The sequence below is a fragment of the Pseudarthrobacter sp. S9 genome, assembly GCF_050156545.1.
Classification (GTDB): Bacteria; Actinomycetota; Actinomycetes; order Actinomycetales; family Micrococcaceae; genus Arthrobacter.
In genome coordinates this window covers 3,404,550-3,431,063 of record NZ_CP189576.1, presented here as the reverse complement: position 1 = coordinate 3,431,063, position 26,514 = coordinate 3,404,550, and the positions used below count along the sequence as shown (strand labels likewise).

The window sequence follows — 26,514 nt, the reverse complement described above, 5'->3', positions numbered from 1 at the left end:
GAAACGGGACGACGCACGGGAACCTCGGATCTGTTATTGAGAATCAGGAGCAATAGCAACAGCCCGAGTGTATCCCTAAATGGGAATCATTCCTATTTAGGGATACATGGCACGCAGCGGCTACGGGTCCGGGGAGGCTACTGGTCCTGGCCAAGCCTCCGGTAGCCGGTGGCCTGCGTGGCGTCCCGGATCTCTCCAACGAGCTGCTCGATCACGTCCTCGAGGAACAGCACGCCCCGCGTGTTTCCGTCGGGTCCGATCACGCGGGCCAGATGCGAACCCGTACGCTGCATAACGGACATGGCTTTCTCGATCTCATCGTCCATGGCCAGATTCGCCAGGGACCGGATGCGGCTTTCGGCAATCGGGGTGCGGTACCCGGCATCCGGGATCGACAGCACATCCTTGATGTGGAGGTAGCCGGAGAGCATGCCGTCTTCATCCAGCATCGGAAAACGGGAGAACCCGGTCCGGCTCACGGCCTTTTCGAATTCCGCCGGGGTGGTGGCCGCCTTGAGCATCACGAGCTTTTCCAGCGGAACCATCACGTGGGACGCGGTGTGTTCAGAGAACTCCAGCGCACCCGTGATCAGCCCGGCGTCGTCGTCCACAAGCCCGTGCCGGGTGGATTCCTGCACGATCGACTGGACCTCCTCCAATGTGAAGGATGAGGTGACCTCATCCTTCGGCTCGATCCGCATCAGCTTGAGGATGTGGTTGGCGGACCAGTTGAGCGCCACGATGGCCGGCTTCACCATCCGGGCGATGAAGATCAGCGGCGGCGCCAGCAGCAGGGCCGCCTTGTCCGCGACGGAGACCGAGATGTTCTTCGGGACCATCTCGCCGAATGTCACGTGCAGGAACGTGACCGCCAGCAGGGCAACGGCGAACGCCGCGATGTCCGCAATCTCCATCGGGACGCCCACTGCTTCCAGCGGCACCGCCAGGAGGTGGTGGATCGCGGGTTCGGCGACCTGCAGGATCAGCAGCGAGCAGACGGTGATGCCAAGCTGGGCGCATGCCAGCATCAGCGAGACGTTTTCCATGGCGCGCAAGGTGGTCTGCGCCCGTATGGATCCTGCCTCGGCCAGCGGCTCGATCTGGCTCCGGCGCGCGGACATGACTGCGAATTCTGCGGCCACGAAGAAGGCGTTGCCGACCAGAAGGATGGCAAGCCAAAGGATCCCTACCCAGTCGCTCATGCGGCACCGGCCTGGCTGGCAGTATCGTTCTCGCCCTGGTCCCCGCCGGGAACCCGGGCGGGCCGGAAGCAGATCCGGTCGATCCGGCGGCCGTCCATGCGGGTCACGCTCAGCGTCCCGCCTCCGACGTCGACACTGTCCCCCACTGCCGCGATGCGGCCGAGCTGGCTCATGACGTAGCCTCCCACCGTTTCGTAGGTAGCTTCGTCGGGCACGGTCAGGCCCGGGATCTGTTCGGAGAGCTCGTCGGGACGAAGCAGTCCCGGGAAGTACCAGTCCCCCGAGGCGCTCTGCAGCAGCCCCGGCCGGACCTTGTCGTGTTCATCGGCCACTTCCCCGACGATTTCCTCCACGAGGTCCTCCAGCGTGGCAATGCCGGCAGTCCCGCCGTATTCGTCGAGCACGACGGCGAGCTGCAGGTTCCCTTCACGCAGTTCGGCGAGCAGCGCGTCGAGGTGGATGGTTTCCGGGACGCGTAGCACGTCGGTCATGATGGCACCGGCCTGCAGCTTGGCGCGCCGGCCCGACGGCACGGCGATGGCCTTCTTGATGTGCACCACGCCGCGGATGTCGTCGGAGGACTCCCCGATGACAGGGAAGCGGGAGTAGCCGGTGCGCTTGGCGGCCTCCACGATGTCCGAGACCGGCTGGTCGGCGTCGATGGTCTCCACCCGGATCCGCGGTGTCATGACGTCCGCCGCGGTCCGTCCGGAAAACTTCAGGGTCCGGGCGACGAAGTTGGCGGTGCCCGCGTCGAGGGTGCCCATCGCCGCGGACCGGCGCACGAGCGATGCCAGCTCAGCCGGGGTGCGGGCGCCCGAGATTTCCTCCTTGGCCTCAAGGCCGAAGACGTTGAGGACCTTGTTGGAGAAGCCGTTCAGGACCACGATGGCGGGTTTGAAGACGGCGGTGAAGACGAGCTGGGGCCTGGCAAGGGCCTTGCCGATCGGCAAGGACAGCGCGATGGCCATGTTCTTGGGCACCAGCTCGCCGATCAGCATCGAAAGCAGCGTGGCCACCGCCATGGCGGCCACCAGCGAGACCGAGACCGCCGCAGCTTCGGGGACCCCGACGGCTGTCAGCGGTCCTTGGAGCAGCTTGCCGACGGACGGTTCCATGACGTAGCCGGTCAGCAGGGTGGTCATGGTGATCCCCAACTGGCAGCTGGAAAGCTGGGTGGACAAGGACCTGAGGCATTTGAGCAGGGGCGCGGCGGCGGTGTCGCCGCCGTCCACCGCACGCTGGACAGTGGCTGGGTCAAGCGCGACCAGGGAGAACTCCACGGCCACGAAGAAACCGGTGCCAAGGATGAGCAGGAGGCCGGCCGCGAGGAGGATCCACTCCATTCAGCGGCCTGCTTCCGGAGCGGCGGCGCGGTGCAGGAGCCGGTGCCCGTGACGGCACTTGTGAAAGCCGTGCCGGGGACGTGATTGCCGGAAGTAGCTGCCCGGCGGAGGATGGTCAGCGGCGGCCGACCCTGTTTCCTGAAAGGCTCCGGCGTGGCGTGCGGCCGGAGAATGATGGGCACGTGAACGGGGTTTGCCGGCTCTGCGGGTGGACTGCGCGGGAACGGTTTCCGTTTGCCGCTGACAGCCCCCAGGCCGGCACCTAGATTTACTGTCCATAAGGATTTCAGTCTACAGGAGCAGGTGCCAGCGACCGGCCGGGGTCACCAGCTCTGCGGCACCGGACGGCCTTCCTCGTAGCCGGCCGCCGACTGGATGCCGGCCACGGCACGTTCCCGGAACGCGGCAAGGTCTGCGGCACCGGCGTAGCTCATGGAGCTGCGCAGTCCGGCGGTGATTATGTCAAGCAGGTCCTCGACGCCGGGCCTGGCCGCATCCACGTACATGCGGGACGTGGAGATGCCCTCCTCGAACAAGGCCTTGCGGTCCTTCTCGAAGGCGCCCTCGCGCTGGTTCCGGTTCTGGACGGCCCGCGCCGAGGCCATGCCGAAGCTTTCCTTGTACTGCCGGCCGCCGGCGTCCAGCTGCAGATCCCCCGGGCTCTCGTGGGTGCCGGCAAACCAGGAGCCGATCATGACCTGGCTGGCCCCCGCGGCCAGGGCCAGGGCCACGTCACGCGGGTAGCGGACCCCGCCGTCCGCCCACACCCTGCCGCCGGCGTCCCTAGCCGCGGCGGAACATTCCAGCACGGCCGAGAACTGCGGGCGGCCCACGGCCGTCATCATGCGGGTGGTGCACATGGCGCCCGGACCGACGCCGACCTTCACGATGTCCGCCCCGGCCCGGATAAGCTCCCGCGTCGCGTCCGCGGTGACGACGTTGCCGGCCACGACGGGGACGCCGGGGCTCAGGCTCTTGACGGCGGCCAGCGCGTCGAACATTTTCTGCTGGTGGCCGTGCGCAGTATCGAGGACCAACACGTTCACCCCGGCGGCCAGCAGCTCGGCGGCCCGCCCGGCAACGTCGCCGTTGATCCCGACGGCCGCAGCCACCTTGAGCTTGCCGTCTCCGTCCAGGGACGGGCTGTAGAGGGTGGACCGCAGGGCACCCTTCCGGGTGAGGACCCCGACCAGGACGCCGTCCTGCTGCACCGGCGCGTAGTCGGTCCCGGCGGCGTCCATCGCGTCAAAGGCGCGGCGAAGGGCCGCCTCCGATCCGCCGTCGAGCGTCGCGGCGTCCAGCACCAGCGGCTGGTGCCGGACCACTGCGGCCAGCGAGGCGAAGCGGTCCTGCCCGTCGCAGTCGGCGGCGCGCACGACGCCGGTGACGGCACCCGACGCATCCGCGACCACCACCGCCCCGTGGGGCCGCTTTCCCATCAGATGGAGCGCATCAATCACCGTGTCCGTGGGCGCCAGGCTGACCGGCGTTTCCAGGATCGGGTGACGGGTCTTGATCCAGGCCGTGACATCCCGGATGACGTCGAGCGGCACGTCCTGGGGCAGCACCCCCAGACCCCCGCGGCGGGCCATGGTTTCCGCCATCCGCTTGCCCGTCACCGCCGTCATATTGGCAGCCACGAGGGGAATGGCGGAACCCGTCCCGTCATCCGCCGCCAGATCCACATCCAGCCGTGAGGTCACATCGGAACGGGACGGAACCAGGAAGAGGTCCGAATAGGTCAGGTCGGTGGTGGGCTCATTCAGGAAACGCATGACTGCTCCTTTGTAGGCATACTCAGTGCCAGACATACTCAGTGCCAGGCAGGTTCTCCCTGCGATTCTAGGCGACTTCCAGGCGGGTCTGCGCGGCCGCGGCGAGGCTCTCCCAAGCCGATCCGGACCCGATCCGGACCTGATCCCCGGCCGATTCCCGGCACAGGAACGGCCGAGGAACGGCGGGTGCCGGCCTACTTCATGATTTGAGTCACGCTTATTGGCGGTTTGCCAAGAATCGTCACTAGACTGGCAGGGGTCTGGGTTCACTGGACGCAGAAACTGGTTCGATCGTTGTGCCGCGGCACCGTGGAAATCAGAGGGAATCAAACTCATGGAAGAGGCGTATTTCAAGTGCCAGAGCAGCCTAGCCACCGTCTACCCGAGGAATTTGGCGGAAACGAGTGGCTCGTTGACGAACTGTACGAGCGTTACCAGCAGGACAAGAACACGGTTGACGCCAAGTGGTGGCCCCTGTTCGAGTCCTTCGACGCCGGTGATGGTTCCTCCGCCAACGGAACGTCAGGCGCAGCAACCGCTGTGCACCCTGCAACCCGCGAACTTCCCGTTGTAGCTCCTGCTGCCGCATCGCCGGCAGCGTCCGCAGCACCCGCTCCGGACGCCCCGTCCGCTCCGGCGGCACAGGCCGCCCCTGCGGCTCCCGCTCCGGCTCCCGCCGCCCAGAAGAAGGCCCCGGCCACCGTAGCCCGCGACCGCGCCAAGGCCCCGGAAGCCGGACCCGGCACACAGCCGATCCCGGCCCAGCTGCCCAAGAACATCAAGGCCCCCACGGCCCCGGAAGAAGACGTCGTCTCCGTCCTCCGCGGCCCGGCAAAGGCCATTGCCACCAACATGATTACCAGCCTGGAAGTACCGACGGCCACGAGCGTCCGTGCCATCCCGGCCAAGCTGCTGATCGACAACCGCGTTGTCATCAACTCCAACCTGGCCCGCGCCCGCGGCGGCAAGGTCTCCTTCACGCACCTGATCGGCTACGCCGTCATTCGCGCCCTGGCCCAGTTCCCCTCGATGAACGTCTACTACGACGAGATCGACGGCAAGCCCGTCGCCGTCCAGCCGGCACACGTGAACTTCGGCATCGCCATCGACATGCCCAAGCCGGACGGCACCCGCCTGCTCATGGTGCCGAACATCAAGAAGGCGGAGACGCTCAACTTCTCCGAGTTCTGGCACACCTACGAGGACCTGATCAAGCGTGCCCGCGCCGGCAAGCTGACGGCTGATGACCACTCCGGCACTACGGTCTCGCTGACCAACCCCGGCGGCATCGGTACGGTGCACTCGGTGCCGCGCCTTTCCAAGGGCCAGGCTGCCATCATCGGCGTCGGCGCACTGGACTACGCCGCGGAATTCCAAGGTGCCAGCGAGAAGATCATTGCGCAGAACGCCATCAGCAAGGTCCTGACGCTGACCTCCACCTATGACCACCGCGTCATCCAGGGTGCCGGCAGCGGCGAGTTCCTGAAGCTCGTCCACCAACTCCTCCTCGGTGCCCAGAACTTCTACGACGACATCTTTGAGTCCCTGCGCATCCCCTACGAGCCCGTGCGCTGGAGCCCGGACCTGCAGGTGGACCCGGCGGACGAAATCAACAAGGTCGCCCGGATCCAGCAGCTGATCCACGCCTACCGCGTCCGCGGCCACCTCATGGCCGACACCGATCCGCTCGAGTACGTCCAGCGCAAGCACCCGGACCTCGACGTCCTGACCTACGGCCTGACCCTGTGGGACCTGGACCGCGAATGGCCCACCGGCGGTTTCGGCGGCAAACCGATGCTCAAGTTCCGCAACATCCTCGGCGTCCTCCGCGATGCCTACTGCCGCACCGCCGGCATCGAGTACATGCACATCCAGGATCCGGCCGAGCGCAAGTGGTTCCAGGACCAGATCGAGCACCCGTACTCCAAGCCGAGTCGCGATGAGCAGCTGCGCATCGTCTCCAAGCTCAACTCCGCCGAGGCCTTCGAGACCTTCCTGCAGACGAAGTTCGTCGGCCAGAAGCGCTTCTCCCTGGAGGGCGGCGAATCCCTGATTCCGTTGCTGGACGCCATCATCTCCGACGCCGCCGACGACGAACTCGACGAAGTGGCGATCGGCATGGCCCACCGCGGCCGGCTCAACGTGCTCACCAACATCGCCGGCAAGACCTACGCCCAGGTCTTCCGCGAATTCGAAGGCACCCAGGACCCGCGCTCCGTGCAGGGCTCCGGCGACGTGAAGTACCACCTCGGCACCGAAGGCACCTTCACCTCCGACAACGGCAAGGAGACCAAGGTCTACCTAGCCGCCAACCCGTCGCACCTGGAAGCCGTAGACTCCGTCCTCGAAGGCATCGTCCGGGCCAAGCAGGACCGCCTGGACCAGGGCGAGGCCTTCCCCGTGCTGCCGATTATGGTGCACGGCGACGCCGCCTTCGCAGGCCAGGGCGTCGTCGCGGAGACGCTCAACCTCTCCCAGCTGCGCGGCTACCGCACCGGCGGAACCATCCACATCGTGGTCAACAACCAGGTCGGCTTCACCACCGCACCGTCGTCCTCGCGGTCCTCCACCTACTCCACGGACGTCGCCAAGATGATCCAGGCGCCGGTGTTCCATGTGAACGGCGACGACCCGGAGGCCGTGGTCCGGATCGGCCAGCTCGCCTACGACTTCCGCCAGCGTTTCCACAAGGATGTTGTCATCGACATGGTCTGCTACCGCCGGCGCGGCCACAACGAGGGCGATGACCCCTCGATGACCCAGCCGCTGATGTACAACCTGATCGAAGCCAAGCGTTCGGTCCGCAAGCTGTACACCGAATCGCTGATCGGCCGTGGTGACATCACCGAGGAAGAAGCCGAGCAGCTGCTGCGCGATTACCAGGAACGCCTGGAGCGCGTCTTCGCCGAAACCCATGCCGCCCAGACGTCCCCGATTCCGATCATCACGGCCGATTCCGCCGCGGTGTCCGATATCGAACGTCCGATGGCCCAGCAGTCCGACTCCGGCGTCAACTCCCCGTCGTCGACCGCGATTTCCGCCGAGATGCTGGCCCGCATCGGCAAGGCCCATGTCGAAATCCCCGAAGGCTTCACCGTCCACGCCAAGCTCAAGCAGCTGCTGGAGAAGCGTGAGCTGATGTCCCGCGAAGGCGGCATCGACTGGGGTTTCGGCGAGCTCGCCGCCTTCGGCTCGCTCATCATGGAGGGCGTGCCCGTCCGTCTGGCCGGCCAGGACTCCCGCCGCGGCACCTTCGTGCAGCGCCACGCCGTCTTCCACGACCGCGCCAACGGCGATGAGTGGCTGCCCCTGGCCCACCTCTCCGACGAGCAGGCCAAGCTGTGGATCTACGACTCCCTGCTCTCGGAATACGCGGCCATGGGCTTCGAATACGGCTACTCGGTGGAACGCCCGGATGCCCTGGTGCTCTGGGAAGCGCAGTTCGGTGACTTCGTCAACGGCGCGCAGACGATCATCGACGAGTTCATCTCCTCGGCCGAGCAGAAGTGGGGCCAGCGTTCCTCGCTCGTGCTGATGCTGCCGCACGGCTACGAAGGCCAGGGACCGGACCACTCCTCCGCCCGGATCGAGCGCTTCCTGCAGATGTGTGCCGAAGAGAACATGATCGTGGCAAACCCGACGACGTCGGCGTCGCACTTCCACCTGCTGCGCCGCCAGGCTTACAGCAAGCCGCGCAAGCCGCTCATCATCTTCACGCCGAAGCAGCTGCTCCGCCTCAAGGCCGCGGCGTCTTCCGTGGAGGACTTCACCACGGGCTCCTTCCTGCCGGTCATCCCCGAGCACGAGCAGCTGCGGGCAGACGCCGTCGAGCGCGTACTGCTGGTCTCCGGCCGCCTGTACTACGATCTGTTGTCCACCCGGCAGAAGACCGAGGACAAGACCACGGCGATCGTCCGCGTCGAGCAGCTCTACCCGCTGCCGGCTGCCGAGATTGCCGCGGAACTTGCCAAGTACCCCAACGCCGAAGTGGTGTGGACGCAGGACGAGCCCGCCAACCAAGGCCCGTGGCCGTTTATCGGCCTGAACCTTCCGGACGCGCTGGACCGCCGGGTGCGCCTCATTTCCCGCCCCGCCTCGGCTTCCACCGCGGCAGGGTCGATGAAGCGCCACGCGGCGGAGCAGGATAGCCTGCTCAAGCAGGCATTCGCACGTAAGTAGTGGCATCGCTGCCCGGCCGGAGACTGAAACACGCAACTCCGGCCGGGCAGCTTTATTTAATTGACGCTTTGAAGTGAAGAGGTAGTCGTGGAAGATCGAAAGCTGCGGATCGCGGCCGTTGGGGACGAGCTGTTGGCCGGGCTGGGTGATCCCCGCGCGCTGGGCTGGCTGGGCCGGGTGCTGGCCCGCACGCCCCAGGACGGTCTGGTCCTCGAAAGCTACTCGCTGCCATGCCCGGAAGAAGGGACCGAGGGGCTGGCCGCACGCTGGCTCGAGGAGGCGGGCCGCCGCTTCGACAACCAGCACGAGAACCGCCTCGTGATCGGGCTGTCCGGCCGGGACATTGAATTCGGTCTCTCCACGGCACGCAGCCGGCTGAACCTTGCCAATATCCTGGACTCCGCGTCGCAGAACAAGATCGAGGTCTTCGTCGTGGGGCCGCCGCCCACCCTGGACCCCACGCAGAACCGCCGGCTGGGCGAGCTCAACACCGCGTTCGCCGATGTCACCACGCGCCGCAAGCATCTGTATGTCGATACCTTTTCCCCGCTGCTGAACCATGAGCAGTGGCGCCAGGACCTGGCCGCCAACGGCGGGACTCCGGGCCAGGCCGGCTACGGCCTCATGGCATGGCTGGTGCTGCACCGCGGCTGGTTCCAGTGGCTCGGCATGGACACACCAGAGTAGGCCGCCCCCACGCCGCCGACGGCGGGCTGGCTGGCGGGCTGGCTGGCGGGCTGGCTGGCGGGCTGGCTGGCGGGTCAGCCGGCCGTCGGGACGGCACCCTTCGGGGAATTTCGCGATATATCTTGACGGGCAATCCGGCGCGATATATCGTGACTTTGTAGTCACGATATATCGCCATACATCCCGACTCCCGCTTCGCATTCCCGGAGGAACCATGTCAGAGAACACGTGGACCGTCACCGGTCCCCGGACCATCGACGTCGACGGCGTCCGCTCGCTCAAGCTCGGCATTGTCCGCGGCCGCTTCGACATCGTGACGCACGATGAGGACGTCGCCCGGATCGAGGTCTCCGAAATCCACGGCGACCCCCTGTCTGTCACCCTGGTCAACGGCCGGCTGGAAGTCCGGCACCAGCTCCACGGTCCGCAGGGCTGGTTCAAGAACCTGATGGGCACCGTCAACAACAGCAGCAGCAACTCGGTGGTCATCAGCATCGCCCTGCCCGCCGGCGTCGAGGTAGAGGCGGGCACCGTCAGCGGGGACGGCATGGTGTCCGGGATCAGCGGCCGCACCCGGCTGAACACGGTCTCCGGTTCCGTGCTGGCCGACGGCACTTCCGGCGAGCTGTCCGTGAACACGGTCAGCGGCGAGGTCATCGCGCGCAACCACCACGGTGTGCTGACCGCCAAGAGCGTCTCCGGCGAGGTCACGGCCTCGGGCGAGTTCAGCAATATCCGCGCCAACACCGTCAGCGGCGACCTGAGCTTCGACCTGCAGGGCTTCACCAAGGACTTCGGTGCCAATTCGGTATCGGGTGACGTCACCGTCCGCCTGCCGCACGACGTCGGCGTCGACATCATCGCCAAATCCGCCAGCGGCGCCGTCGTCATTGACGACCAGAAGTACACCCAGCCCGGCGGCACCGTGCAGACGATCGCCGGACCCGACGCGCAGCTGATGCTGGTCCGGACCAACTCCGTCTCGGGAAAGACCTCGATCTTCCACGGCCAGCCGACCACGGATCCAGAAGCGGGGCTCTGATGCCTCCCGTCTTTGCCCACGGCGCGCTGCGGCTGTACCTGCTCGCGCTGCTTGAGTCGGGCCCCAAGCACGGCTACGAGCTCATCAAGGCCCTGAGTGAGCGCTTCGGCGGCACCTACTCGCCCAGCGCGGGAACCATCTACCCGCGCCTGGGCAAGCTCGAGGAAGAGGGGCTGGTGGCCACGCAGTCAGAGGGCCGCCGCACCAATTACAGCATCACCCCTGCCGGACTCGTGGAGCTCAACAGCCGGCGGGACGAACTCGCCGGCGTGGAAAACGACATCTCCGCCTCGGTGCGCCGGCTCGCCGACAACCTCCGCCAGGACATCCGCGCCAATATGCGCGGCCTCCGGGCGGACCTGGCCGCGACCGCCGAGGCGGCGCGCTCCACAATCCGCGCCGCGGGATCAACAACAGTGGGATCACCAGCCGGATCCCAGGCGGGTCCGCGCTACTCCCGGGAGGGCGACCGCCGGCTGAGGGAAGCGGAGATGCTGGTCCAGGCCTTCCGCGACGATATCCGCGTGGAGCTGCGCCGCCATGCCGGCAGCCAGCCCGTCACCCCGGTGACTCTTGAAACGGTGAAGACGGTACTGGACCAGGCACGGATCTCGATCCGCAATTCATTGACCGGCTGATCCCCTGGTGTCTTCTCTGGTGTCTTCCCATGGTGCCCTCCGTGATGTCGTCCCACCTGCCGGTTCGCGGCTCGTGCCGTGATGTGGGAGACTTGAGGGCAGCTCTTTTGAGTACCAAAATTAAGGAGGCCAGCTATGAGCAAGCGTGCACGTAAACGTCGTGACCGTAAGCGTGGCGGCGCGAACCACGGTAAGCGCCCCAACGCCTGAGCTACGGCTTGGATCGACAGCATTAAGCGAAAGACCCCGGAAACCTCACGGTTTCCGGGGTCTTTCGCCTTGGGCCTGCGCCGGGTTGGAGTCAGGCCTCGACCGGACGGATCGAATGGATCCGGTCCAGAATGGAGTTCTTGAGGTTCTCCGGTGCAGCCTCCGTGCATGAACGCTTCACCATCACGCGGATGACACATTCGAGGTCGTACTGCTCAAAGCACTCCGGGCAACCGTCCAGGTGGTCCTTGATCTCAGCGATGTCGTCGTGCGTGAGCGCCCCATCCAGATATTCATAGATACGTTGCATCCGGGCGTCGTCGCAGTCGCCCAGTCCCTGGCAGTCGCTCATTTCCTGTTCTCCTGTTTGTTGCTTTCGGCCGTTGCGGTGGAACCTGCGGCCGTAAATCCCCGTTCGGCGGCGTAGTCGGCGAGCATGTCCCGCAGCATCTTCCGGCCGCGGTGCAGCCGGGACATGACGGTCCCGATCGGAGTGTTCATGATGTCTGAAATTTCCTTGTACGCGAAGCCCTCCACGTCGGCGAAGTATACGGCCAGCCGGAATTCCTCGGGGATCGACTGCAGGGCGCGCTTCACATCGGAATCGGGCAGGTGGTCCAGCGCTTCGGCCTCGGCCGAACGCAGTCCCGACGAGGTGTGGGATTCGGCACGGGCCAGCTGCCAGTCCTCGATGGTGTCCGAATTCGACTGCAGGGGTTCGCGCTGCCGCTTGCGGTACAGGTTGATGTAGGTGTTGGTGAGGATCCGGTACAGCCATGCCTTCAGGTTGGTGCCCGGCTTGTACTGGTGGAAGGCGGAGAATGCCTTTGTGTACGCCTCCTGCACCAAGTCCTCGGCGTCCGAGGGATTCCGCGCCATCCTCATGGCCGCCGAATACAACTGGTCCACATACTGCATGGCGTCACGTTCAAAGCGCACCCGGCGCTCTTCCGTGGTTTCGGTGGACACGTCCAGCGGCTGACCGTCCACCGATGTCTCCTGCTCTGCGGTCCCTACAGCAGGAGACTGCGCAGCAGGCGACAGCGTCCGGGCCGATTCCGGCGTGTCAGCCGGGCTGGCCACGGGGGTCTTAGGGGGCTTGGCGTCGTTTCCGGCAACCTCGTGCATGGCCGCAACGGCCGGGTCCATGGTGCTCATTGCCTTCAAGTCTACTGTCACCTTCCGGGGGCCAGCCGAAACTCCCGCCGCAGCATCCGCCTCGAGGACCGGCAGCGTAATGCTCCAGGGATCAGGGGGACCGGCACCCAGCCTCGCAGGCCCGGGCGGGCTGATCAGCTCCACGCTGTCCTTCACCAGAATCAAACCTCTGCCTCCTTAGCCGCCAGCTGCCGGCGAAAACTGCCGTGAACAATGCCCGCGGGCCCGTCATGACGGGCCGGGATGTCTCCCGGTCAACCAACGCGTCAGCCGATCGCCATCCAGCCACAGAGAGCGGCCGGAACCTGCAATTGACAACCACGCACAACAGGCAAATATTCCGCAAAAGTGCAAGACTGGAACCGGTTCTCCCGCATAGCGTCCGCGGCTCGTCCATCCAGGAGGAAATTCATGTCCCTTGTCCGTTTTCTCGCCCGACCCATGCTCGCCTCCAGTTTCGTCCTCGCAGGCATGGACAAGCTAAAGAATGCGGATGACACTGCGGCGCAGTTGTCTCCCCTGTTGCGCCGCGCGGCTGAATCCCTGCCGTTCCAGACCAACGAGAAAGTCCTGGCCCGCGTCATCGGCGGGACCCAGATCGGCGCGGGCGTGTGCTTTGCCTTGGGCAAGTCTGCCCGACTGGCGGCCACCGTCCTCGCCGTCATCTCGGCCCTGAACGGCTACGTTGAATGGCGCAGCGCGGACATCTCCTCGAAGCAGGGCCGCGACGCCCGCCGCAAACAGCTCCTGAAGAACGTTTCGCTGACCGGCGGCGTGCTTCTGGCCGCCGTGGACACGGCCGGAAAGCCCAGCCTGGCCTGGCGTGCCGAGCACCTCGCCGCTGACGCGCGGAAGGGCGCGGGCCACCTCGCTGCTGACGCCCGGAAGAGCACCGGCAAGAAGCTGAAGAAGGCCGACAAAGCAGTGCGCAGGGCCGTAGACCACGCAGTCGGAGCCTAAGACGGCAATGACAGGCACCACCTCCACCGCAGCAGCAGCCCCCGCCCCGTCCGACGGCGCTCCGCACTGGCCGGCCCCGTTCGCCGAACGGCCCGTCGACGCCACCGTCACCGTCCCGGGGTCCAAGTCCCTGACCAACAGGTACCTGGTGCTGGCGGCCCTCGCCGACGGGCCGTCGCGGTTGCGCGCTCCCCTGCATTCCCGCGATTCGGCCCTCATGATCGAGGCACTGCGCCAGCTGGGGGCCACCATCACGGAGGTTCCGGGCGACGACGCCTTCGGCCCGGATCTGGACGTCACCCCCATCAGCCTGGAAGCACCCGCGGACTCCGCCGGGATCGACTGCGGCCTGGCCGGAACCGTCATGCGGTTCGTCCCCCCGGTTGCCGCCCTGCGCCGGGGCGAGACGCTGTTCGACGGCGATCCGCACGCCCGCAAGCGGCCCATGGGAACCATCATCGAGGCCCTGACGGGGCTCGGCGTCGCGGTCAGCGCGCCCGACGGCGGCACGGCGTCCTCGCTGCCCTTCACCGTGCAGGGCACCGGCGAAGTGCGCGGCGGACACCTCGTCATCGACGCCAGCGCGTCCTCGCAGTTTGTTTCCGCGCTGCTTTTGGTGGGCGCACGCTTCACGGACGGCCTGCACCTGGAGCATGCGGGACCTCCCGTCCCCAGCCTGGACCACATCAACATGACGGTCGCCGTGCTGCGCGGCGTGGGCGTGAGCGTGGACGACTCGCGTCCGGATCACTGGATCGTGTCGCCCGGCAGCATCCGGGCGTTTGACCACAGGATCGAACAGGATCTCTCCAACGCCGGCCCGTTCCTGGCGGCGGCACTGGCGAGCCGCGGCACCGTGCGGATCCCGGACTGGCCGGCCGAGACCACCCAGGTCGGTGATCTCTGGCGGAGCATCCTCACCACCATGGGCGCCACCGTCACCCTGGCGGACGGCACGCTGACCGTCACCGGCGGCCCGGAGATCAAGGGCGCCGACTTCGACGAAACAAGCGAGCTCGCACCGACCGTCGCGGCGCTCTGCGCCCTGGCGGCCGGCCCTTCACGCCTGAGCGGCATCGCCCACCTCCGGGGGCACGAGACGGACCGGCTCGCCGCCCTCGTGGCCGAAATCAACCGCCTCGGCGGCGACGCCGAGGAGACGTCCGACGGCCTCATCATCCGTCCCGCCGCCCTGCACGGCGGCGTCGTCCACAGCTATGCCGACCACCGCATGGCCACCGCGGGCGCCATCCTGGGCCTGGCCGTGCGCGGCGTCGAGGTCGAGGACATCGCAACGACGGCCAAGACCATGCCGGACTTCCCCCGGCTGTGGGCCGAAATGCTGGCACAGGGCTCCACCGTGGAAGAAAAGGACGCCGTCGGTGGCACGCAGCACTGACTCGTGGGACGAATCCGACGTCCGGATCCGCCCCAACAAGAAGGGCTCGCGGCCCCGCACCAAGGACCGGCCCAGCTACGACGACGCCGTCACCGGGCGCATCATCACCGTTGACCGCGGGCGCTACACCGCCGTCGTCGACGAAGGCACCGACGGCGAACGCAAGATCATCGCGGCCCGGGCCCGGGAGCTTCGCCGCTCCCCCGTCGTCGCCGGCGATTTCGTCTCCCTTGTCGGGGACGTCAGCGGCGAACCGGACACCCTCGCCCGGCTGGTGAAGATCCAGGACCGCAAGACGCTCCTGAGGCGCAGCGCCGATGACACCGATCCCATCGAACGCGCCGTGGTCGCCAACGCGGACCAGCTCGTGGTGGTGGTCGCGGCCGCCAACCCGGAGCCGCGGACCGGGTTCATCGACCGCGCGCTGGTGGCCGCATACGACGCCGGCATCGAGCCGCTGCTGCTGGTCACCAAGGCTGACGTCAAGGATCCTGCGGAACTGCTGTCCAACTACCGACACCTCGATTTCCCCGTCATCATCAGCCGGACGGCGGACTCCGCCGCCTCGGGTATCGACGCCCGCTCCGACGACGGGCTCTCCGCCCGGCTGGACAAGGACGCCGTGTCCCAGCTGCGCGACTACCTCGACGGCAAGGTCACGGTCATGCTGGGCCATTCCGGCGTCGGGAAGTCCACTATGGTCAATGCCCTGACGGGAGCCGAGCGGGCCACCGGCGGCGTCAACGCCGTGACCGGCCGGGGCCGCCACACCTCGTCCTCCGCGCTGGCCCTCAAAGTCAATGATGCCCCGGCCGGCAGCTGGATCATCGACACCCCCGGCATCCGGTCCTTCGGCCTGGCCCATGTGGATCCGGACCGGATCCTGCGCTCCTTCCCGGACCTGGAGCCCGGTACGGATGACTGCGAGCGGGGCTGCAAGCACGATTCCAGCGCCGTCAAGTGCGGCGTCGACGCCTGGGTGGCCGCCGGTCACGCGGGAGTCTCCGGACCGGCCCGGCTGGCTTCCCTGCGCCGGCTGCTCGGCACCGACCCGCGGATGGAAGCGCAGGACGTCAAGGAACTGGGCACCGTCTCCTAAGCGGTCTCCTAGTAGGCCGGCTGTCCTCGGGACACCGGCCCGCGGCGCAGCAACGTGGCCTACCGGCAGGCAACCCGCTTTGACGGTAGTTTGGAACCATGAGTCAACCCGCTTCGAGCTACAACGATGACCTGCGCCTTGCCCACGTACTGGCAGATTCCGTAGATTCCCAGACCATGAGCCGGTTCAAGGCGCTCGACCTTCGGATCGAAACTAAGCCCGACCTGACGCCGGTCACTGATGCCGACAGGTCCGCGGAGGAAGCCATCCGCGGCCAGCTCTCCCGCTCCCGCCCGCGCGACGCCGTCCTGGGCGAGGAATTCGGCAGCTCGGGCCACGGCTCCCGCCGCTGGATCATCGACCCGATCGACGGCACCAAGAACTTTGTCCGCGGCGTCCCGGTATGGGCCACCCTGATCGCCCTCGTGGACGAAGGTGAGCCCGTCGTCGGTGTGGTCAGTGCCCCGGCGCTGGGCAAGCGCTGGTGGGCGGCCAAGGGTGCAGGCGCCTACACGGGCCGCTCGCTGGCTGCCGCCACCCGACTGAAGGTGTCCAACGTCTCGGAGCTTTCGGACGCCTCCCTGTCCTATTCGAGCCTGGGCGGCTGGAAGCAGCGCGGCAACCTGGACGAGTTCCTGGGCCTCACCGAAGAGGTATGGCGCACCCGCGCCTACGGCGACTTCTGGTCCTACTGCCTGGTAGCCGAGGGTGCGGTGGACATCGCCTGCGAGCCCGAGCTGAACCTCTACGACATGGCCGCCCTGGTCCCGATCGTCACCGAGGCCGGCGGCCGCTTCACATCCCTGGAGGGCGAGGACGGCCCGTTCGGCGGCAACGCCCTTGCCACTAACTCGATCCTCCACTCGGAAGTCCTCAAGCGGCTCAACCCCGGGCTGGACGACCTGCTCTAGGTTCGGCCGCTCAAGGACTTCTAAGGGTCGCTGTACGACTCTGTCCACATTGGCGGGCCCCGCTGCCGGACCCGTCGTGGCGTGGACATCCATTGGGAGGAGAGCAGCTGTGTCTGGAACATTTCAACCCGTGGACCCCGAATCCCGTGGCCCCGACGTCAGCGCGGTTCTGCTGGTGCTCGTTGCGAAGTACCGGGACCTGGACATTGAATCTGCCGCCCGGCTGCACTCCGTTTCCTCGCAGCTGGCCCCGCACCTCCTCGCCAGCAGTTCCGCCGTTTCCGGGTCCGTGGTGCTGTCTACGTGCAATCGATTCGAACGCTACTGCGAGGTCCCGTCCGCGGGAGATGTTGATACCGCCTGCTCCGATGCCCTGGATTCTGTCTGCCTCATCACCGGCCTGCCCGTCCCCCAGCTCGCGTCACTGTTCGAGCTCGCCCAGGGAGCATCGGCGACAGAGCATCTTTTCGCCGTCGCGGCCGGCCTGGATTCCGTTGTTGTGGGTGAGCGCGAAGTCGCCGGACAGGTTCGCCGCGCCCTCGCTGAAGCACAGGCTTCAGGCACCGCGAGCGGGCGTTTGATCCGGCTATTTCAGGCGGCCTCCCGCGCGGGTAAGGACGTGGGGGCGCAGACCCCGCTCAGCAGCGCCAGCAGGTCCATAGCCTCTGTGGCACTTGAACTTGCTGCTGACGGATCAGGGCACCCGTCCCTGGCTGACGTGTCCGTGGTCCTCGTCGGCACCGGAGCCTACGCCGCGTGCGTTGCGGAGATGCTCAGAAGTAGGCGGTGTGCCACCACTTCCGTCTTCTCCCAGTCCGGCCGCGCGGACACATTTGTAGCGGCCAGGGGAGGAACGGCGCTGACGGTCAGGGAGCTGCCTGCGGCCATCGCCCGGGCAGACATCATTATTGGCTGCAGCGGCACAGGGACACGCATCAGTGCAGCCCAACTGCTGTGTTGGAGGGAGAACGCGGCGCATCCCCTGACCGTCATTGACCTGGCCCCGAGCCATGATTTCGACCCTCAGGTAGCCGACCTGCCGGGCGTTCACCTGATCACCTTGGAATCGGTGCGCCTCGCGGCTCCACCGGCGGACGCAGAGGCCCTTCGCCTCGCCGGTGCCCTGGTCCGGCAAGCAGCGCGCCGCTTCGAGGAACAAGAGGCAGGCCGCGTCGTCGACACCGCCATCGTTGCCCTGCGCCGACACATCCATCAAATCCTCGACGCTGAAATGGAACGCGTCACCAAGCAGCACGGGTGCGGCGCCCCAAGTGAGGATGTGAACCTGGCCCTGCGTCGGATCGTCCGGCGCCTGCTCCACATCCCGACGGTCCGCGCCAGGGAACTTGCCGCGGCCGGCCGCCAGGATGACTACGCGGCGGCTCTGGAAGCCCTGTTCGGCCTCAGCATTCAGCTGGTCAGCGCCCGGAAACCCGGCATCGAAACCCTGTCGGGCCAGAATCTACTACCCTGCCATATGACGGAGACGGAGGCGGCGCGGACGGCCTGAGGACCGCTGGCAACCCTGTCGCGTAACAAACCGCTTCATATTTGGCCCGGCCTTTTCCCGCGCCGCGCGGATGTCCTACGCTCGATGCAGGTCACGAGTGCCAGCGCTAAACCCCGGTTTGCTGGCCGGCAACCCTCCATTCGCGGTGGGGTGCCCCGGGTGACGACCTGGCCGGTCCGGAGCGGACCCGGCAAGCGCGGATCCCCGGTGCGTGGGGTCCTTTCGAACGAGGTCCCATGACAACTGCCACTTTTCCCGCCACCCCCGCATTCCACTCCACCGCCGGCGCCGGGCGCTTCAACGCCGAACGATCCGGTGCCGGTTCCAACGTCGACGCACGGTTCGCTGCCGCGGGGCGCCCGCTGTCCGCAGTGACCGGCGCCGAGATCCAGGCCCCGTTGATCAACGGCGGACACGTCCGCTACGCCAACCTGGACTACGGCGCCTCGGCCCCGGCGCTGTCCGTGGTCTCGGCCTACCTGAACGAAATCCTGCCGTTCTACGCGAGCGTCCACCGCGGCGCCGGCTATGCCTCCCAGATCAGCACGTCCGTCTACGAGAACGCCCGGAACATTGTGCGGGACTTCGTCGGCGGCCGGACGGACGACTCCGTCATCTTCACCCGCAACACCACCGACTCCCTGAACCTGCTGGCCGGCTGCCTGCCCGTGAGCGACGGCCGGCACACAGGCGAGGTGCTCTACCTCGACATCGAGCACCATGCCAACCTCCTGCCCTGGCAGAACGCGCCGCACCGCAGCGTCGTGGCGGCGCCCACGCTCGCGGCAACGGTCGAGCGGCTGCGCGAGGAGCTGGCGGACGGCGGCGTGAGCCTGCTCGCCGTGACCGGAGCCTCCAACGTCACCGGGGAGATCCTGCCGATCCGCGCCCTGGCCGCCCTTGCCCATGAGTACGGCGCCAGGATCGTCGTCGACGCCGCGCAGCTGGCCCCGCACCGGCGGATCGATATCGCCGCTGACGACGTCGACTACCTCGCCTTCTCGGGGCACAAGCTCTACGCGCCGTTCGGCGCGGGCGTGCTGGTGGGACGCCCGGACTGGCTCGACTCCGGCACCCCGCACCTGGCCGGCGGCGGCGCCGTCCGCGACGCACAGCTCGACACCGTCAGCTGGACCACCGGACCCGCCCGGCACGAAGGCGGCTCCCCCAATGTCCTGGGCGCGGCCACGCTGGCCCGCGCCACCGAGGTGATCGCGGCCCTGGACCCGGAGCAGTGGCACGCGCATGAGGATTCCATCCGCTCCTTCCTCGTCGAAGGGCTCCAGCGCATCGACGGCGTGACAGTCCACCAGATCTTCGCGGACACGGAGCCGGGCACCGGCACCATCGGCGTCGTCAATTTCTCCGTGGAAGGCTACGACGCCGGCCTGGTGGCCGCCTATCTGTCAGCAGAACACGGCATCGGACTGCGCGACGGCCGCTTCTGCGCCCACCCTCTGCTCAAGCGGCTCGGCCTGCCCGCCGGCTCCCTGCGGGCAAGCTTCGGCCTGGGCTCGCGGCTGGAAGACGCACAGCGCCTGCTGGCCGGCATCCAGCAACTCCGGCAGACCGGCCTCGGCTGGGACTACGTGGTCGACGCCGGCCGGTGGGTGCCGTCCAACGACACCCGCAGCTACCCGCACTGGGCGCCCAACACGCCCGGCACCGCGGGCGCGGCGCCCTGCACCCAGGACTAGGCACCCGAACCGGACCGGCCTCCGGACGGGTGGGCGTGCGGTAAATTCGAAAGGTATCTGTAACAGCAGGACCTTCCCGAAGGAGATCGCACGTGGCACGCGGCGGCCCCAAGCTTCACAGCGGACCTAAACTGCAAAGTGAGCGACGCCAGGAGCTCGGACAGAGCTTCCAGGACGGCGGAGAGCACTACGAGCGTGTCCGTCCCGGCTACCCCGGAGAATCGGCCGACTGGCTGATCCCCGCGGGGGCGAAGGATGCCGCGGACATCGGTGCCGGAACCGGCAAGTTCACCGCGCTGCTGGTCGAACGCGGGCTGCACAGTGTCGCCGTCGATCCCTCCGCGGACATGCTGGAGCAGCTGCGCCGGACGCAGCCGGGCGTCACCGCCGTCGAGGGCACCGCGGAGAACACCGGCCTCGAGCCGGAAGCATTCGACCTCGTCACGGTCGCCCAGGCCTGGCATTGGTGCGATCCGCGCCTGGCCAGTACCGAGATCGCCCGGATCATCCGGCCGCACGGCGTCCTGGGGCTGATCTGGAACCAGCTGGACACTTCCGTCCCCTGGGTGCACCGGCTCTCGCGCATCATGCACGCGGGCGACGTCCACAAACCGCACTTCAAGCCGCCTCTGGGCCCCGAGTTCGACGGGCTGGAGAGCCACCTGACCCGCTGGGAGGATTCCGTGACCACGGAGGACATCCAGGAGCTGGCCAAGTCCCGCAGCTACTACCTCGCAGCCACGGAGCCCACCCGGGCCAAGGTCGTGGGCAACCTGGACTGGTATCTGCACGAGCACCTGGCCCATGCCTCCGGCGAGATCCTCCGGCTGCCCTACCTGACCCAGACCTGGCGGGCCTTCCGGGCCTGACCCAGCCGTCTGACCCGGCCGCCCGGCCGACTGGTTCGCCCTGAACATTGACCCGATTATTAACCTGCGTGTTACCTGCCGGATTGCACGCGACGCCCGTCGGGCTTATTGTTTCGGTATACCTAACAATCTTTTGTAGGCTGTCACAACTTTGACTCCGGCTGCGACATCGGCCGGCAGCAATCATCGCGTCAACGCGGACGCGCCAAATCAGGGGAGCTGGCAGTGCTGGACGTAACAGGACACGAACCGACACCCCAGGGCACCCGCAAGCGGAAGCATCCGGGGGCCCGCAGAGCGCTGCTCGGCCTGCTTGGCCCGGCCTTCGTGGCCTCCATCGCCTATGTGGACCCCGGGAATGTCGCGGCCAACCTGACCGCCGGCGCACAATACGGCTACCTGCTGGTCTGGGTCCTGGTGGTTGCTAACATCATGGCCGTACTGGTCCAGTACCAGTCCGCAAAGCTCGGAATCGTCACCGGCAAGAGCCTGCCGGAGATCCTCGGCCAGCGGCTCAAGCCCTTCTGGCGCCGCGCCTTCTGGCTGCAGGCCGAAATCGTGGCCACGGCGACCGACCTGGCCGAGGTGGTGGGCGGGGCGATCGCACTGCACCTGCTCTTCGGGCTCCCCCTCCCCCTCGGCGCGGTGATCGTCGGCGCCGTGTCGATGCTCCTCCTCGCGGTGCAGAGCAGGCAAAAGCAGCGGCCTTTCGAGTTCATCATCATGTTCCTGCTGGGCATCATCACCATCGGCTTCCTGGCCGGACTGTTCATCAGCCCGCCCGACCCCGGGGGTGCCCTGGCCGGACTCGTGCCGGGATTCCAGGGGCCGGACACCGTCCTGCTGGCTGCCAGCATGCTCGGCGCCACCGTGATGCCGCACGCCATCTACGTCCACTCGGCCCTCTCCCGGGACCGGCACCGCCCGGACGAGCACCAGCATGTCCCGGTCCCGGCCATCGCCCGCCTGGTCAGGGCCACCCGCTTTGATGTCGTGGCGGCACTCGCCATCGCCGGAATCGTGAACATCGGTATGCTGCTGCTGGCTGCCTCGACGCTCGGCGGGCAGGAAGGGACGGACACCATCGAGGGCGCCCACGCCGCCATTTCGGCCAATCTGGGACCCGTCGTCGGCGTCGTCTTTGCCGTGGGGCTGCTCGCCTCCGGCCTGGCCTCCACCTCGGTGGGCTGCTATGCCGGCGGAACCATCATGCAGGGCCTGCTCAAGATCCGCGTCCCCGTCATGACCCGACGCGTCGTCACGCTGATCCCGGCCATCGTGCTGCTGGCCGTCGGCTTCGATCCCACCTGGGGCCTCATCCTCAGCCAGGTGGTCCTGAGCTTCGGCATCCCCTTTGTCCTCGTCCCGCTGGTTGTCCTGACCAGCAACAAGGCCCTGATGGGCCGCTTCGCCGACGGCCCTGCCCTCCGGATCGCCGCCATCATCAGCGTGGTGCTGGTAGTGGCGCTGAACGTGGTCCTGCTGTGGCTCACCTTCTCCGGCCGCGGCTGACGGTAGGCTTGGGTCTGTGAAGACCAGTACGCCCTCCTCCTCCATCGAGGACTACGTCAAGGTCATCTATTCCTTCACGGAGTGGCAGGAGAAGCCCATTACCTCCACGCAGCTGGCGCAGCGGCTGGGCGTTGCCAACTCCTCGGTTTCCGAAATGGTCCGCAAGCTCAAGGACCAGGGCCTCGTGGACCACAAGCCCTACAGCGCCATCACCCTGACCGGCGACGGCGTCCGGCTGGCCCTGTCCATGGTCCGCCGGCACCGGCTGATCGAAACCTTCCTCGTCCAGGAGCTCGGCTACCGCTGGGACGAGGTCCACGACGAAGCCGAGCTGCTCGAACATGCCGTCTCGGACACTTTCATCGTGCGGATGGCCAGCAAGCTGGGGAATCCGACCAGGGATCCCCACGGCGATCCGATCCCGGCCGCGGACGGCTCCGTCCTGGTGCCCGCCGCGCACCGGATGAGCGAACTCGACGACGGCCACACGGGCCGGATCACCCGCATCAGCGATGAAAACCCCGAGCTGCTCCGCTACCTTGCCGCCGAGGCTATCCACCTCGATGCCGAGGTGGAGGTCCTTGGCCGGAGGCCGTTCGGCGGCCCGCTCGTGGTGCGGATCGGCTCCGGCGGACGCCCGCGGGAATTCGACCTGGCCGAGGAAGTCGCGTCAGCCCTCTGGGTCCACAGCGATGCCGCCCATGCCGGCTGCAGCGTAGAAGGACGCTGAGTGCGGGACGCGGAGTGAAGAGCGTACTGGAGGAAGGCCGCGCCGTGAGACGCCCGGGCATGCCGGGCTGGCGGGCGTGGACCGCCGTCGCCGTCGGCGGGCTCCTCGGGACGGAACTGCGCTACGGGGCCGGGCAACTCTTTCCCGAGACTGCCGGCGCAGTGCCGTGGACCACGCTGGTGATCAACGTCGTCGGAAGTTTTGTCCTGGCAGCCCTGACCACCATCTGGATCGCACGGCCAAAAACCGCCTTCTGGCTCCGGGCCGGGATCGGCCCCGGCCTGCTGGGATCCTTCACCACATTCTCCGCGCTCGTGATCGCGATCGACCAGCAGCTGCGCGGCGGCTCTCATGCGAGCTGGCTTGCCTACCTTGGACTCTCGCTCGTCCTGGGGCTCGGGGCCGCGGCCGCCGGCTGGAAGACGGGCAAGGCGATCGCTGACCTCGGCGGTGGTGCGTCGTGATGACCGCGCTGCTGGTGGGGATCCTCGGTGTGGCAGGCGCCTTGCTGAGGTTCGCCGTCGACTCCTGGTTTGCCCACCACCAGGGTCCCCATCCGCACTGGCCCTGGGCCACGCTTACGGTGAACGTCACCGGTTCCTTCATCATCGGCCTGTCCATGGGACTGAGCGGCCACCTGGAACTGGGGGCCGACTGGCACGCCGGCATCGCGACGGGCCTGGCCGGCGGCCTGACCACGTTCAGCTCCTGGACCACCGCCACGGTACGGCTGGTCAGCGAGACGCGTTACCGCGCCGCCGCGCTCAATGTGGCCGCGAATCTCGTCGCGGGCCTCGCGGCGGCTGGCGCCGGCCTCGTCCTGGCTGGCTGACGGCCCCTCAGCCAGCCGCCGGCGGGGCGGAGATCGGCGGATTCCGGATCCCGGCGGCGGAGGTCAGGGCGCCGGCGATGAACAGCGCCGCCGTGACGGCCATGGTCCCGTGGAGGCCCGACGTCGTGACCGTCGGTCCCGTGATGAGGCCTGCGAACGCGATTCCCAGGAGGCCCGCGATGCGCGCCACCGCATTATTGACGGCCGAGCCGATACCGGCCTCCTCGGGATCCACGGCGCCAAGGATGGCGGACGTCAGCGGTGCGACGGTGATAGCCAGGCCGAGGCCGAAGACCACCAGCCCGGGCACGATCTGGCCAGGATAGTCCAGCGGCAGTCGCACGCCCATCATTAGTATGAAGCCGACGGCGCACAGCAGTGGCCCTCCTGTCATGAACCAACGGGGACCAAAGCGCCCGGCGAGGGCACCGACCCGGGACGACAACAGCAGCAGCATGAGCGTGGGCGGCAGCAGGGCGAACCCGGCCGCTGTGGCGCCCAGGCCTGCGACCTGCTGGAGGTAGAGGCCCAAGACGAAGAAGCCCAGCGAGAGCGCACCGTAGATCGCCGTCGTCGCGACATTGCCCCAGCCGAAGTTGCGGATTGCGTACAGCCGCAGCGGCATCATCGGGAACCGAGTCCTCGCCTCGTGCACGAGGAAGGCGGTGAGGGCGAGGACGCCAGCGGCCAGCGGAAGCCAGACCTGCGGAGCGGCCCAGCCTTGGCTGCCGCGCTCGATGAGCGCGTAGACGGCGCCGCCCAGCCCAATCACCGCCAGGACGGTTCCGGTACCGTCGATCCGGCTCCCTGGGGTGCGCCCATGGTCAAGTTCGAGCAGCCGGCGCAAGGCCGGCCACACGGCGACGGCCGGGACCACGTTGAGGAAGAAGATCACCCGCCAGGTCAGCAAATCGACCGACAGTCCGCCCAGCAGGGGTGCCACAACGATTGCGCCGCTGGTCCACGCCGACCATCTCCCGATGGCAAGTGACTGTGCCGGGCCGGTGAATACGTTGACGATCAGGGCGAGCGAGCTGGGCACAAGAAGCGCGCCGGTTACACCCTGCAGTCCGCGCGCGATGATGAGCAGCTCAGCGCTCCAGGCAAATCCGCACAGGACTGAAGTGGCCGTAAACCCGGCAAGACCCCATTGCAGCACCCGGACCCTGCCGAACTGGTCGGACAGGGAACCGGCCACAAGGATCAGAGCACCCAACGTCAGCAGGTATGCGTCCACCACCCATTGCTGGACGACGAGGCCGCCGCCGAGCTCCCTGTTGATGGCCGGGAGGGCAAGGTTAACCACGGAACCGTCCAGAAAGGCCATGAACGACGCCACGATCGCGACATACAGGACGCGCTTCTCGACCACGGCCGTGTATGCGCCGAAGTTGCCGGACATGGCTGCCGCCTTCCTCACGGCCCGCCCAGGACCGGATACACGGGGTGGTGTGTCGAGCCTAACACTGCAGTCCTGCTGCGGCTGAGACTCCGGCAGCCGCTGCTTCCCGGACCCCCCAGAGCCGGGCAATGCCGGGGTTCCGGCGCCCCGTCATCCCGTATCGTTGAAGGATGGTTACCCGACGTGAAGCAGCCCAGATCCTCGACATTCCAGTGGAAATGGCGCACCGTCACGGCATCCCCTCCCGGCTGTCCGACGCTGAACTCGGCGGGCTTCTGGACAATCCCCCGGCATGGCTGGTCCAGTCCAAAGCCAACCGGACCGGCAAGCGCCCCGTCTGGGTCCAGCTGACGTGCGCCGTCTGCGGTTTCTCCGAGGCCGCCCGTCCAAAGAAGTGGTGGCCGGACTTCACCTACGTCTGCTGCGCCCACCATGAGGCCCGCGACATCCCTGTCCTCGGCACCGGGCTGGTGCGTAGTGTGTACGACGGAGTCGGCAGCCGCTTCGCCGGCATCGTGGACGCCGCCGCCCCCGAGGCGTAACTTAAAAAGCACAGGGCCATTCCGGGCCCTTGCCGTTAGGGAGGCACCATGCCTGACAAATCGCCGCACCAGCACCAGGCCAAGAAGCCGGTGAAGACCATCAAGGAAAAACGGGCCGAGAAGAAGACCAAGAACATTGCGGACACACATTCCGACCCGGTGGCACACATCAAGAAGCGCTGAGCTGCAAGCGCTCATCAAGAAAGCGCCCGGCTGGTCACCGGACTCCAAGGCTTCGAGCCAGCAAGTGTCGTGAAAACCCAAAAGGCCGGAAGCAGAAGCTTCCGGCCTTTTGTACTGCGTGGAACTTTTACCGGGCGGAACTTTTTTACGGGGTGGAGCTCCGTTGCCGGCGATCCGACGGTGAGTGATTCACAATGTCCGGTTCCCGCTCGGGCTTTGCTCAGGGTCGCTAACCGGTGGCCGGCGGAGTTCAGCCGCGGGGACGTCCCGATACCCCGCACCTTCGGCCATACCTGTCATCATGCTCAACTTGCCATGACTTGCCCTGTACAGGGGCGCCGTGGGCAGAGTCGCGAACCACAATTTCGTGAGTGGTGCCGGCTCTCCGCCGTCGGCAGGAATCCTGCACGGACCTCGTCACCGGGCCGGCCCGGGTCCGGCGAATGCTGTGTTTGACGGCGCTGACGGCGTGGTCTGTCTCGCCGCAGCCGCCCGCCGGCAGTTTCCCAGGGCCCGACAGCCACCCGGACTCGGCAGCCCCCAGCATTTTTCCAAGGTCCAAGGAACACCATTTGGACACGAAGGCGCAATCCGTCATCTGGAACTGGACGGCGTGGACCATGAAGTCGTT

At 67.2% G+C, this 26,514-nt stretch carries 24 protein-coding genes and 1 riboswitch; of the genes, 18 read left to right on the top strand and 6 right to left on the bottom strand.

Going from position 1 to position 26,514, the window contains the following annotated elements:
- Positions 1-137: 137 nt before the first annotated feature.
- From ACQCSY_RS16505 to ACQCSY_RS16495, 3 genes are all read right to left on the bottom strand, one after another.
- On the bottom strand, positions 138-1,202 hold the full coding sequence (locus tag ACQCSY_RS16505) for a hemolysin family protein (protein WP_427130461.1): 1,065 nt from the start codon (positions 1,200-1,202) through the stop codon (positions 138-140).
- Entirely contained in the window at positions 1,199-2,548 is a 1,350-nt protein-coding gene (locus ACQCSY_RS16500) for a hemolysin family protein (protein ID WP_427130459.1), read from the bottom strand. The genes ACQCSY_RS16505 and ACQCSY_RS16500 overlap by 4 nt, the downstream gene beginning before the upstream one ends.
- Before the next feature lie 323 nt (positions 2,549-2,871).
- On the bottom strand, positions 2,872-4,323 hold the full coding sequence (locus ACQCSY_RS16495; protein WP_427130457.1) for a GuaB1 family IMP dehydrogenase-related protein: 1,452 nt from the start codon (positions 4,321-4,323) through the stop codon (positions 2,872-2,874).
- A gap of 354 nt (positions 4,324-4,677) precedes the next feature.
- Here ACQCSY_RS16495 and ACQCSY_RS16490 point away from each other — a divergent pair, with 354 nt between their 5' ends.
- From ACQCSY_RS16490 to ACQCSY_RS16470, 5 genes are all read left to right on the top strand, one after another.
- Positions 4,678-8,502, top strand: a complete 3,825-nt coding sequence (locus ACQCSY_RS16490; protein WP_427130455.1) for a multifunctional oxoglutarate decarboxylase/oxoglutarate dehydrogenase thiamine pyrophosphate-binding subunit/dihydrolipoyllysine-residue succinyltransferase subunit — start codon at positions 4,678-4,680, stop codon at positions 8,500-8,502.
- Positions 8,503-8,589: 87 nt separating this feature from the next.
- The gene (locus ACQCSY_RS16485; protein WP_427130453.1) at positions 8,590-9,189 is read left to right on the top strand and encodes a GDSL-type esterase/lipase family protein; all 600 of its coding nucleotides are present in this window, start codon (positions 8,590-8,592) and stop codon (positions 9,187-9,189) included.
- Between the two features lie 214 nt (positions 9,190-9,403).
- On the top strand, positions 9,404-10,231 hold the full coding sequence (locus ACQCSY_RS16480) for a DUF4097 family beta strand repeat-containing protein (RefSeq protein ID WP_427130451.1): 828 nt from the start codon (positions 9,404-9,406) through the stop codon (positions 10,229-10,231).
- Complete coding sequence (locus ACQCSY_RS16475; protein ID WP_427130450.1) at positions 10,231-10,869, top strand: PadR family transcriptional regulator; 639 nt, start codon at positions 10,231-10,233, stop codon at positions 10,867-10,869. Before ACQCSY_RS16480 ends, ACQCSY_RS16475 begins: the two co-directional genes overlap by 1 nt.
- A gap of 135 nt (positions 10,870-11,004) precedes the next feature.
- Positions 11,005-11,079: a 50S ribosomal protein bL37 gene (locus ACQCSY_RS16470; protein ID WP_104061284.1), complete on the top strand. Its 75-nt coding sequence runs from the start codon at positions 11,005-11,007 to the stop codon at positions 11,077-11,079.
- 91 nt (positions 11,080-11,170) lie between these two features.
- Here ACQCSY_RS16470 and rsrA read toward each other — a convergent pair whose 3' ends face one another.
- Together rsrA and ACQCSY_RS16460 are read right to left on the bottom strand one after the other, a co-directional pair.
- Positions 11,171-11,431 (bottom strand): mycothiol system anti-sigma-R factor, encoded by a 261-nt coding sequence (gene rsrA / locus ACQCSY_RS16465; RefSeq protein ID WP_426978642.1) that lies wholly within the window; start codon positions 11,429-11,431, stop codon positions 11,171-11,173.
- Positions 11,428-12,237: a sigma-70 family RNA polymerase sigma factor gene (locus tag ACQCSY_RS16460; RefSeq protein WP_427130448.1), complete on the bottom strand. Its 810-nt coding sequence runs from the start codon at positions 12,235-12,237 to the stop codon at positions 11,428-11,430. The genes rsrA and ACQCSY_RS16460 overlap by 4 nt, the downstream gene beginning before the upstream one ends.
- A 411-nt stretch (positions 12,238-12,648) precedes the next feature.
- Between ACQCSY_RS16460 and ACQCSY_RS16455 the strand changes: the two genes are divergently transcribed.
- The 11 genes from ACQCSY_RS16455 (at position 12,649) to ACQCSY_RS16405 (ending at position 23,756) form a co-directional block, all read left to right on the top strand.
- Positions 12,649-13,197: a DoxX family protein gene (locus tag ACQCSY_RS16455; protein WP_427130446.1), complete on the top strand. Its 549-nt coding sequence runs from the start codon at positions 12,649-12,651 to the stop codon at positions 13,195-13,197.
- 7 nt (positions 13,198-13,204) lie between these two features.
- The gene (gene aroA / locus ACQCSY_RS16450) at positions 13,205-14,596 is read left to right on the top strand and encodes a 3-phosphoshikimate 1-carboxyvinyltransferase (protein WP_427130444.1); all 1,392 of its coding nucleotides are present in this window, start codon (positions 13,205-13,207) and stop codon (positions 14,594-14,596) included.
- Positions 14,580-15,695, top strand: coding sequence for a ribosome small subunit-dependent GTPase A (rsgA, locus tag ACQCSY_RS16445; protein WP_427130443.1), 1,116 nt, complete (start codon positions 14,580-14,582; stop codon positions 15,693-15,695). The genes aroA and rsgA overlap by 17 nt, the downstream gene beginning before the upstream one ends.
- Before the next feature lie 98 nt (positions 15,696-15,793).
- On the top strand, positions 15,794-16,606 hold the full coding sequence (gene hisN, locus ACQCSY_RS16440) for a histidinol-phosphatase (RefSeq protein WP_427130442.1): 813 nt from the start codon (positions 15,794-15,796) through the stop codon (positions 16,604-16,606).
- 109 nt (positions 16,607-16,715) lie between these two features.
- Positions 16,716-18,116 carry a glutamyl-tRNA reductase gene (locus ACQCSY_RS16435; RefSeq protein ID WP_427130440.1) on the top strand — a complete coding sequence of 467 codons (1,401 nt, stop codon included), beginning with the start codon at positions 16,716-16,718 and terminating at the stop codon, positions 18,114-18,116.
- Positions 18,117-18,205: 89 nt separating this feature from the next.
- A riboswitch (SAM riboswitch) is annotated at positions 18,206-18,319 on the top strand.
- 33 nt (positions 18,320-18,352) lie between these two features.
- A complete protein-coding gene (locus ACQCSY_RS16430; RefSeq protein WP_427130439.1) occupies positions 18,353-19,813 on the top strand; it encodes an aminotransferase class V-fold PLP-dependent enzyme in 1,461 nt (486 codons plus the stop codon).
- A 92-nt stretch (positions 19,814-19,905) separates the two neighbouring features.
- Positions 19,906-20,682, top strand: a complete 777-nt coding sequence (locus ACQCSY_RS16425; protein ID WP_427130437.1) for a class I SAM-dependent methyltransferase — start codon at positions 19,906-19,908, stop codon at positions 20,680-20,682.
- Between the two features lie 225 nt (positions 20,683-20,907).
- Positions 20,908-22,194 (top strand): Nramp family divalent metal transporter, encoded by a 1,287-nt coding sequence (locus ACQCSY_RS16420; protein ID WP_427130436.1) that lies wholly within the window; start codon positions 20,908-20,910, stop codon positions 22,192-22,194.
- Positions 22,195-22,210: 16 nt separating this feature from the next.
- Positions 22,211-22,924 carry a metal-dependent transcriptional regulator gene (locus ACQCSY_RS16415; RefSeq protein WP_427130434.1) on the top strand — a complete coding sequence of 238 codons (714 nt, stop codon included), beginning with the start codon at positions 22,211-22,213 and terminating at the stop codon, positions 22,922-22,924.
- A 59-nt stretch (positions 22,925-22,983) separates the two neighbouring features.
- Complete coding sequence (locus ACQCSY_RS16410; RefSeq protein WP_427135880.1) at positions 22,984-23,388, top strand: fluoride efflux transporter FluC; 405 nt, start codon at positions 22,984-22,986, stop codon at positions 23,386-23,388.
- Positions 23,388-23,756: a fluoride efflux transporter FluC gene (locus tag ACQCSY_RS16405; RefSeq protein ID WP_427130432.1), complete on the top strand. Its 369-nt coding sequence runs from the start codon at positions 23,388-23,390 to the stop codon at positions 23,754-23,756. The genes ACQCSY_RS16410 and ACQCSY_RS16405 overlap by 1 nt, the downstream gene beginning before the upstream one ends.
- Positions 23,757-23,763: 7 nt before the next feature.
- Here ACQCSY_RS16405 and ACQCSY_RS16400 read toward each other — a convergent pair whose 3' ends face one another.
- Positions 23,764-25,158, bottom strand: a complete 1,395-nt coding sequence (locus ACQCSY_RS16400; RefSeq protein WP_427130430.1) for an MFS transporter — start codon at positions 25,156-25,158, stop codon at positions 23,764-23,766.
- Positions 25,159-25,328: 170 nt separating this feature from the next.
- Here ACQCSY_RS16400 and ACQCSY_RS16395 point away from each other — a divergent pair, with 170 nt between their 5' ends.
- The gene (locus ACQCSY_RS16395; protein WP_427130428.1) at positions 25,329-25,700 is read left to right on the top strand and encodes a hypothetical protein; all 372 of its coding nucleotides are present in this window, start codon (positions 25,329-25,331) and stop codon (positions 25,698-25,700) included.
- A 48-nt stretch (positions 25,701-25,748) separates the two neighbouring features.
- The gene (locus ACQCSY_RS16390) at positions 25,749-25,883 is read left to right on the top strand and encodes a hypothetical protein (RefSeq protein WP_427130426.1); all 135 of its coding nucleotides are present in this window, start codon (positions 25,749-25,751) and stop codon (positions 25,881-25,883) included.
- The last annotated feature ends 631 nt before the right edge of the window (positions 25,884-26,514 follow it).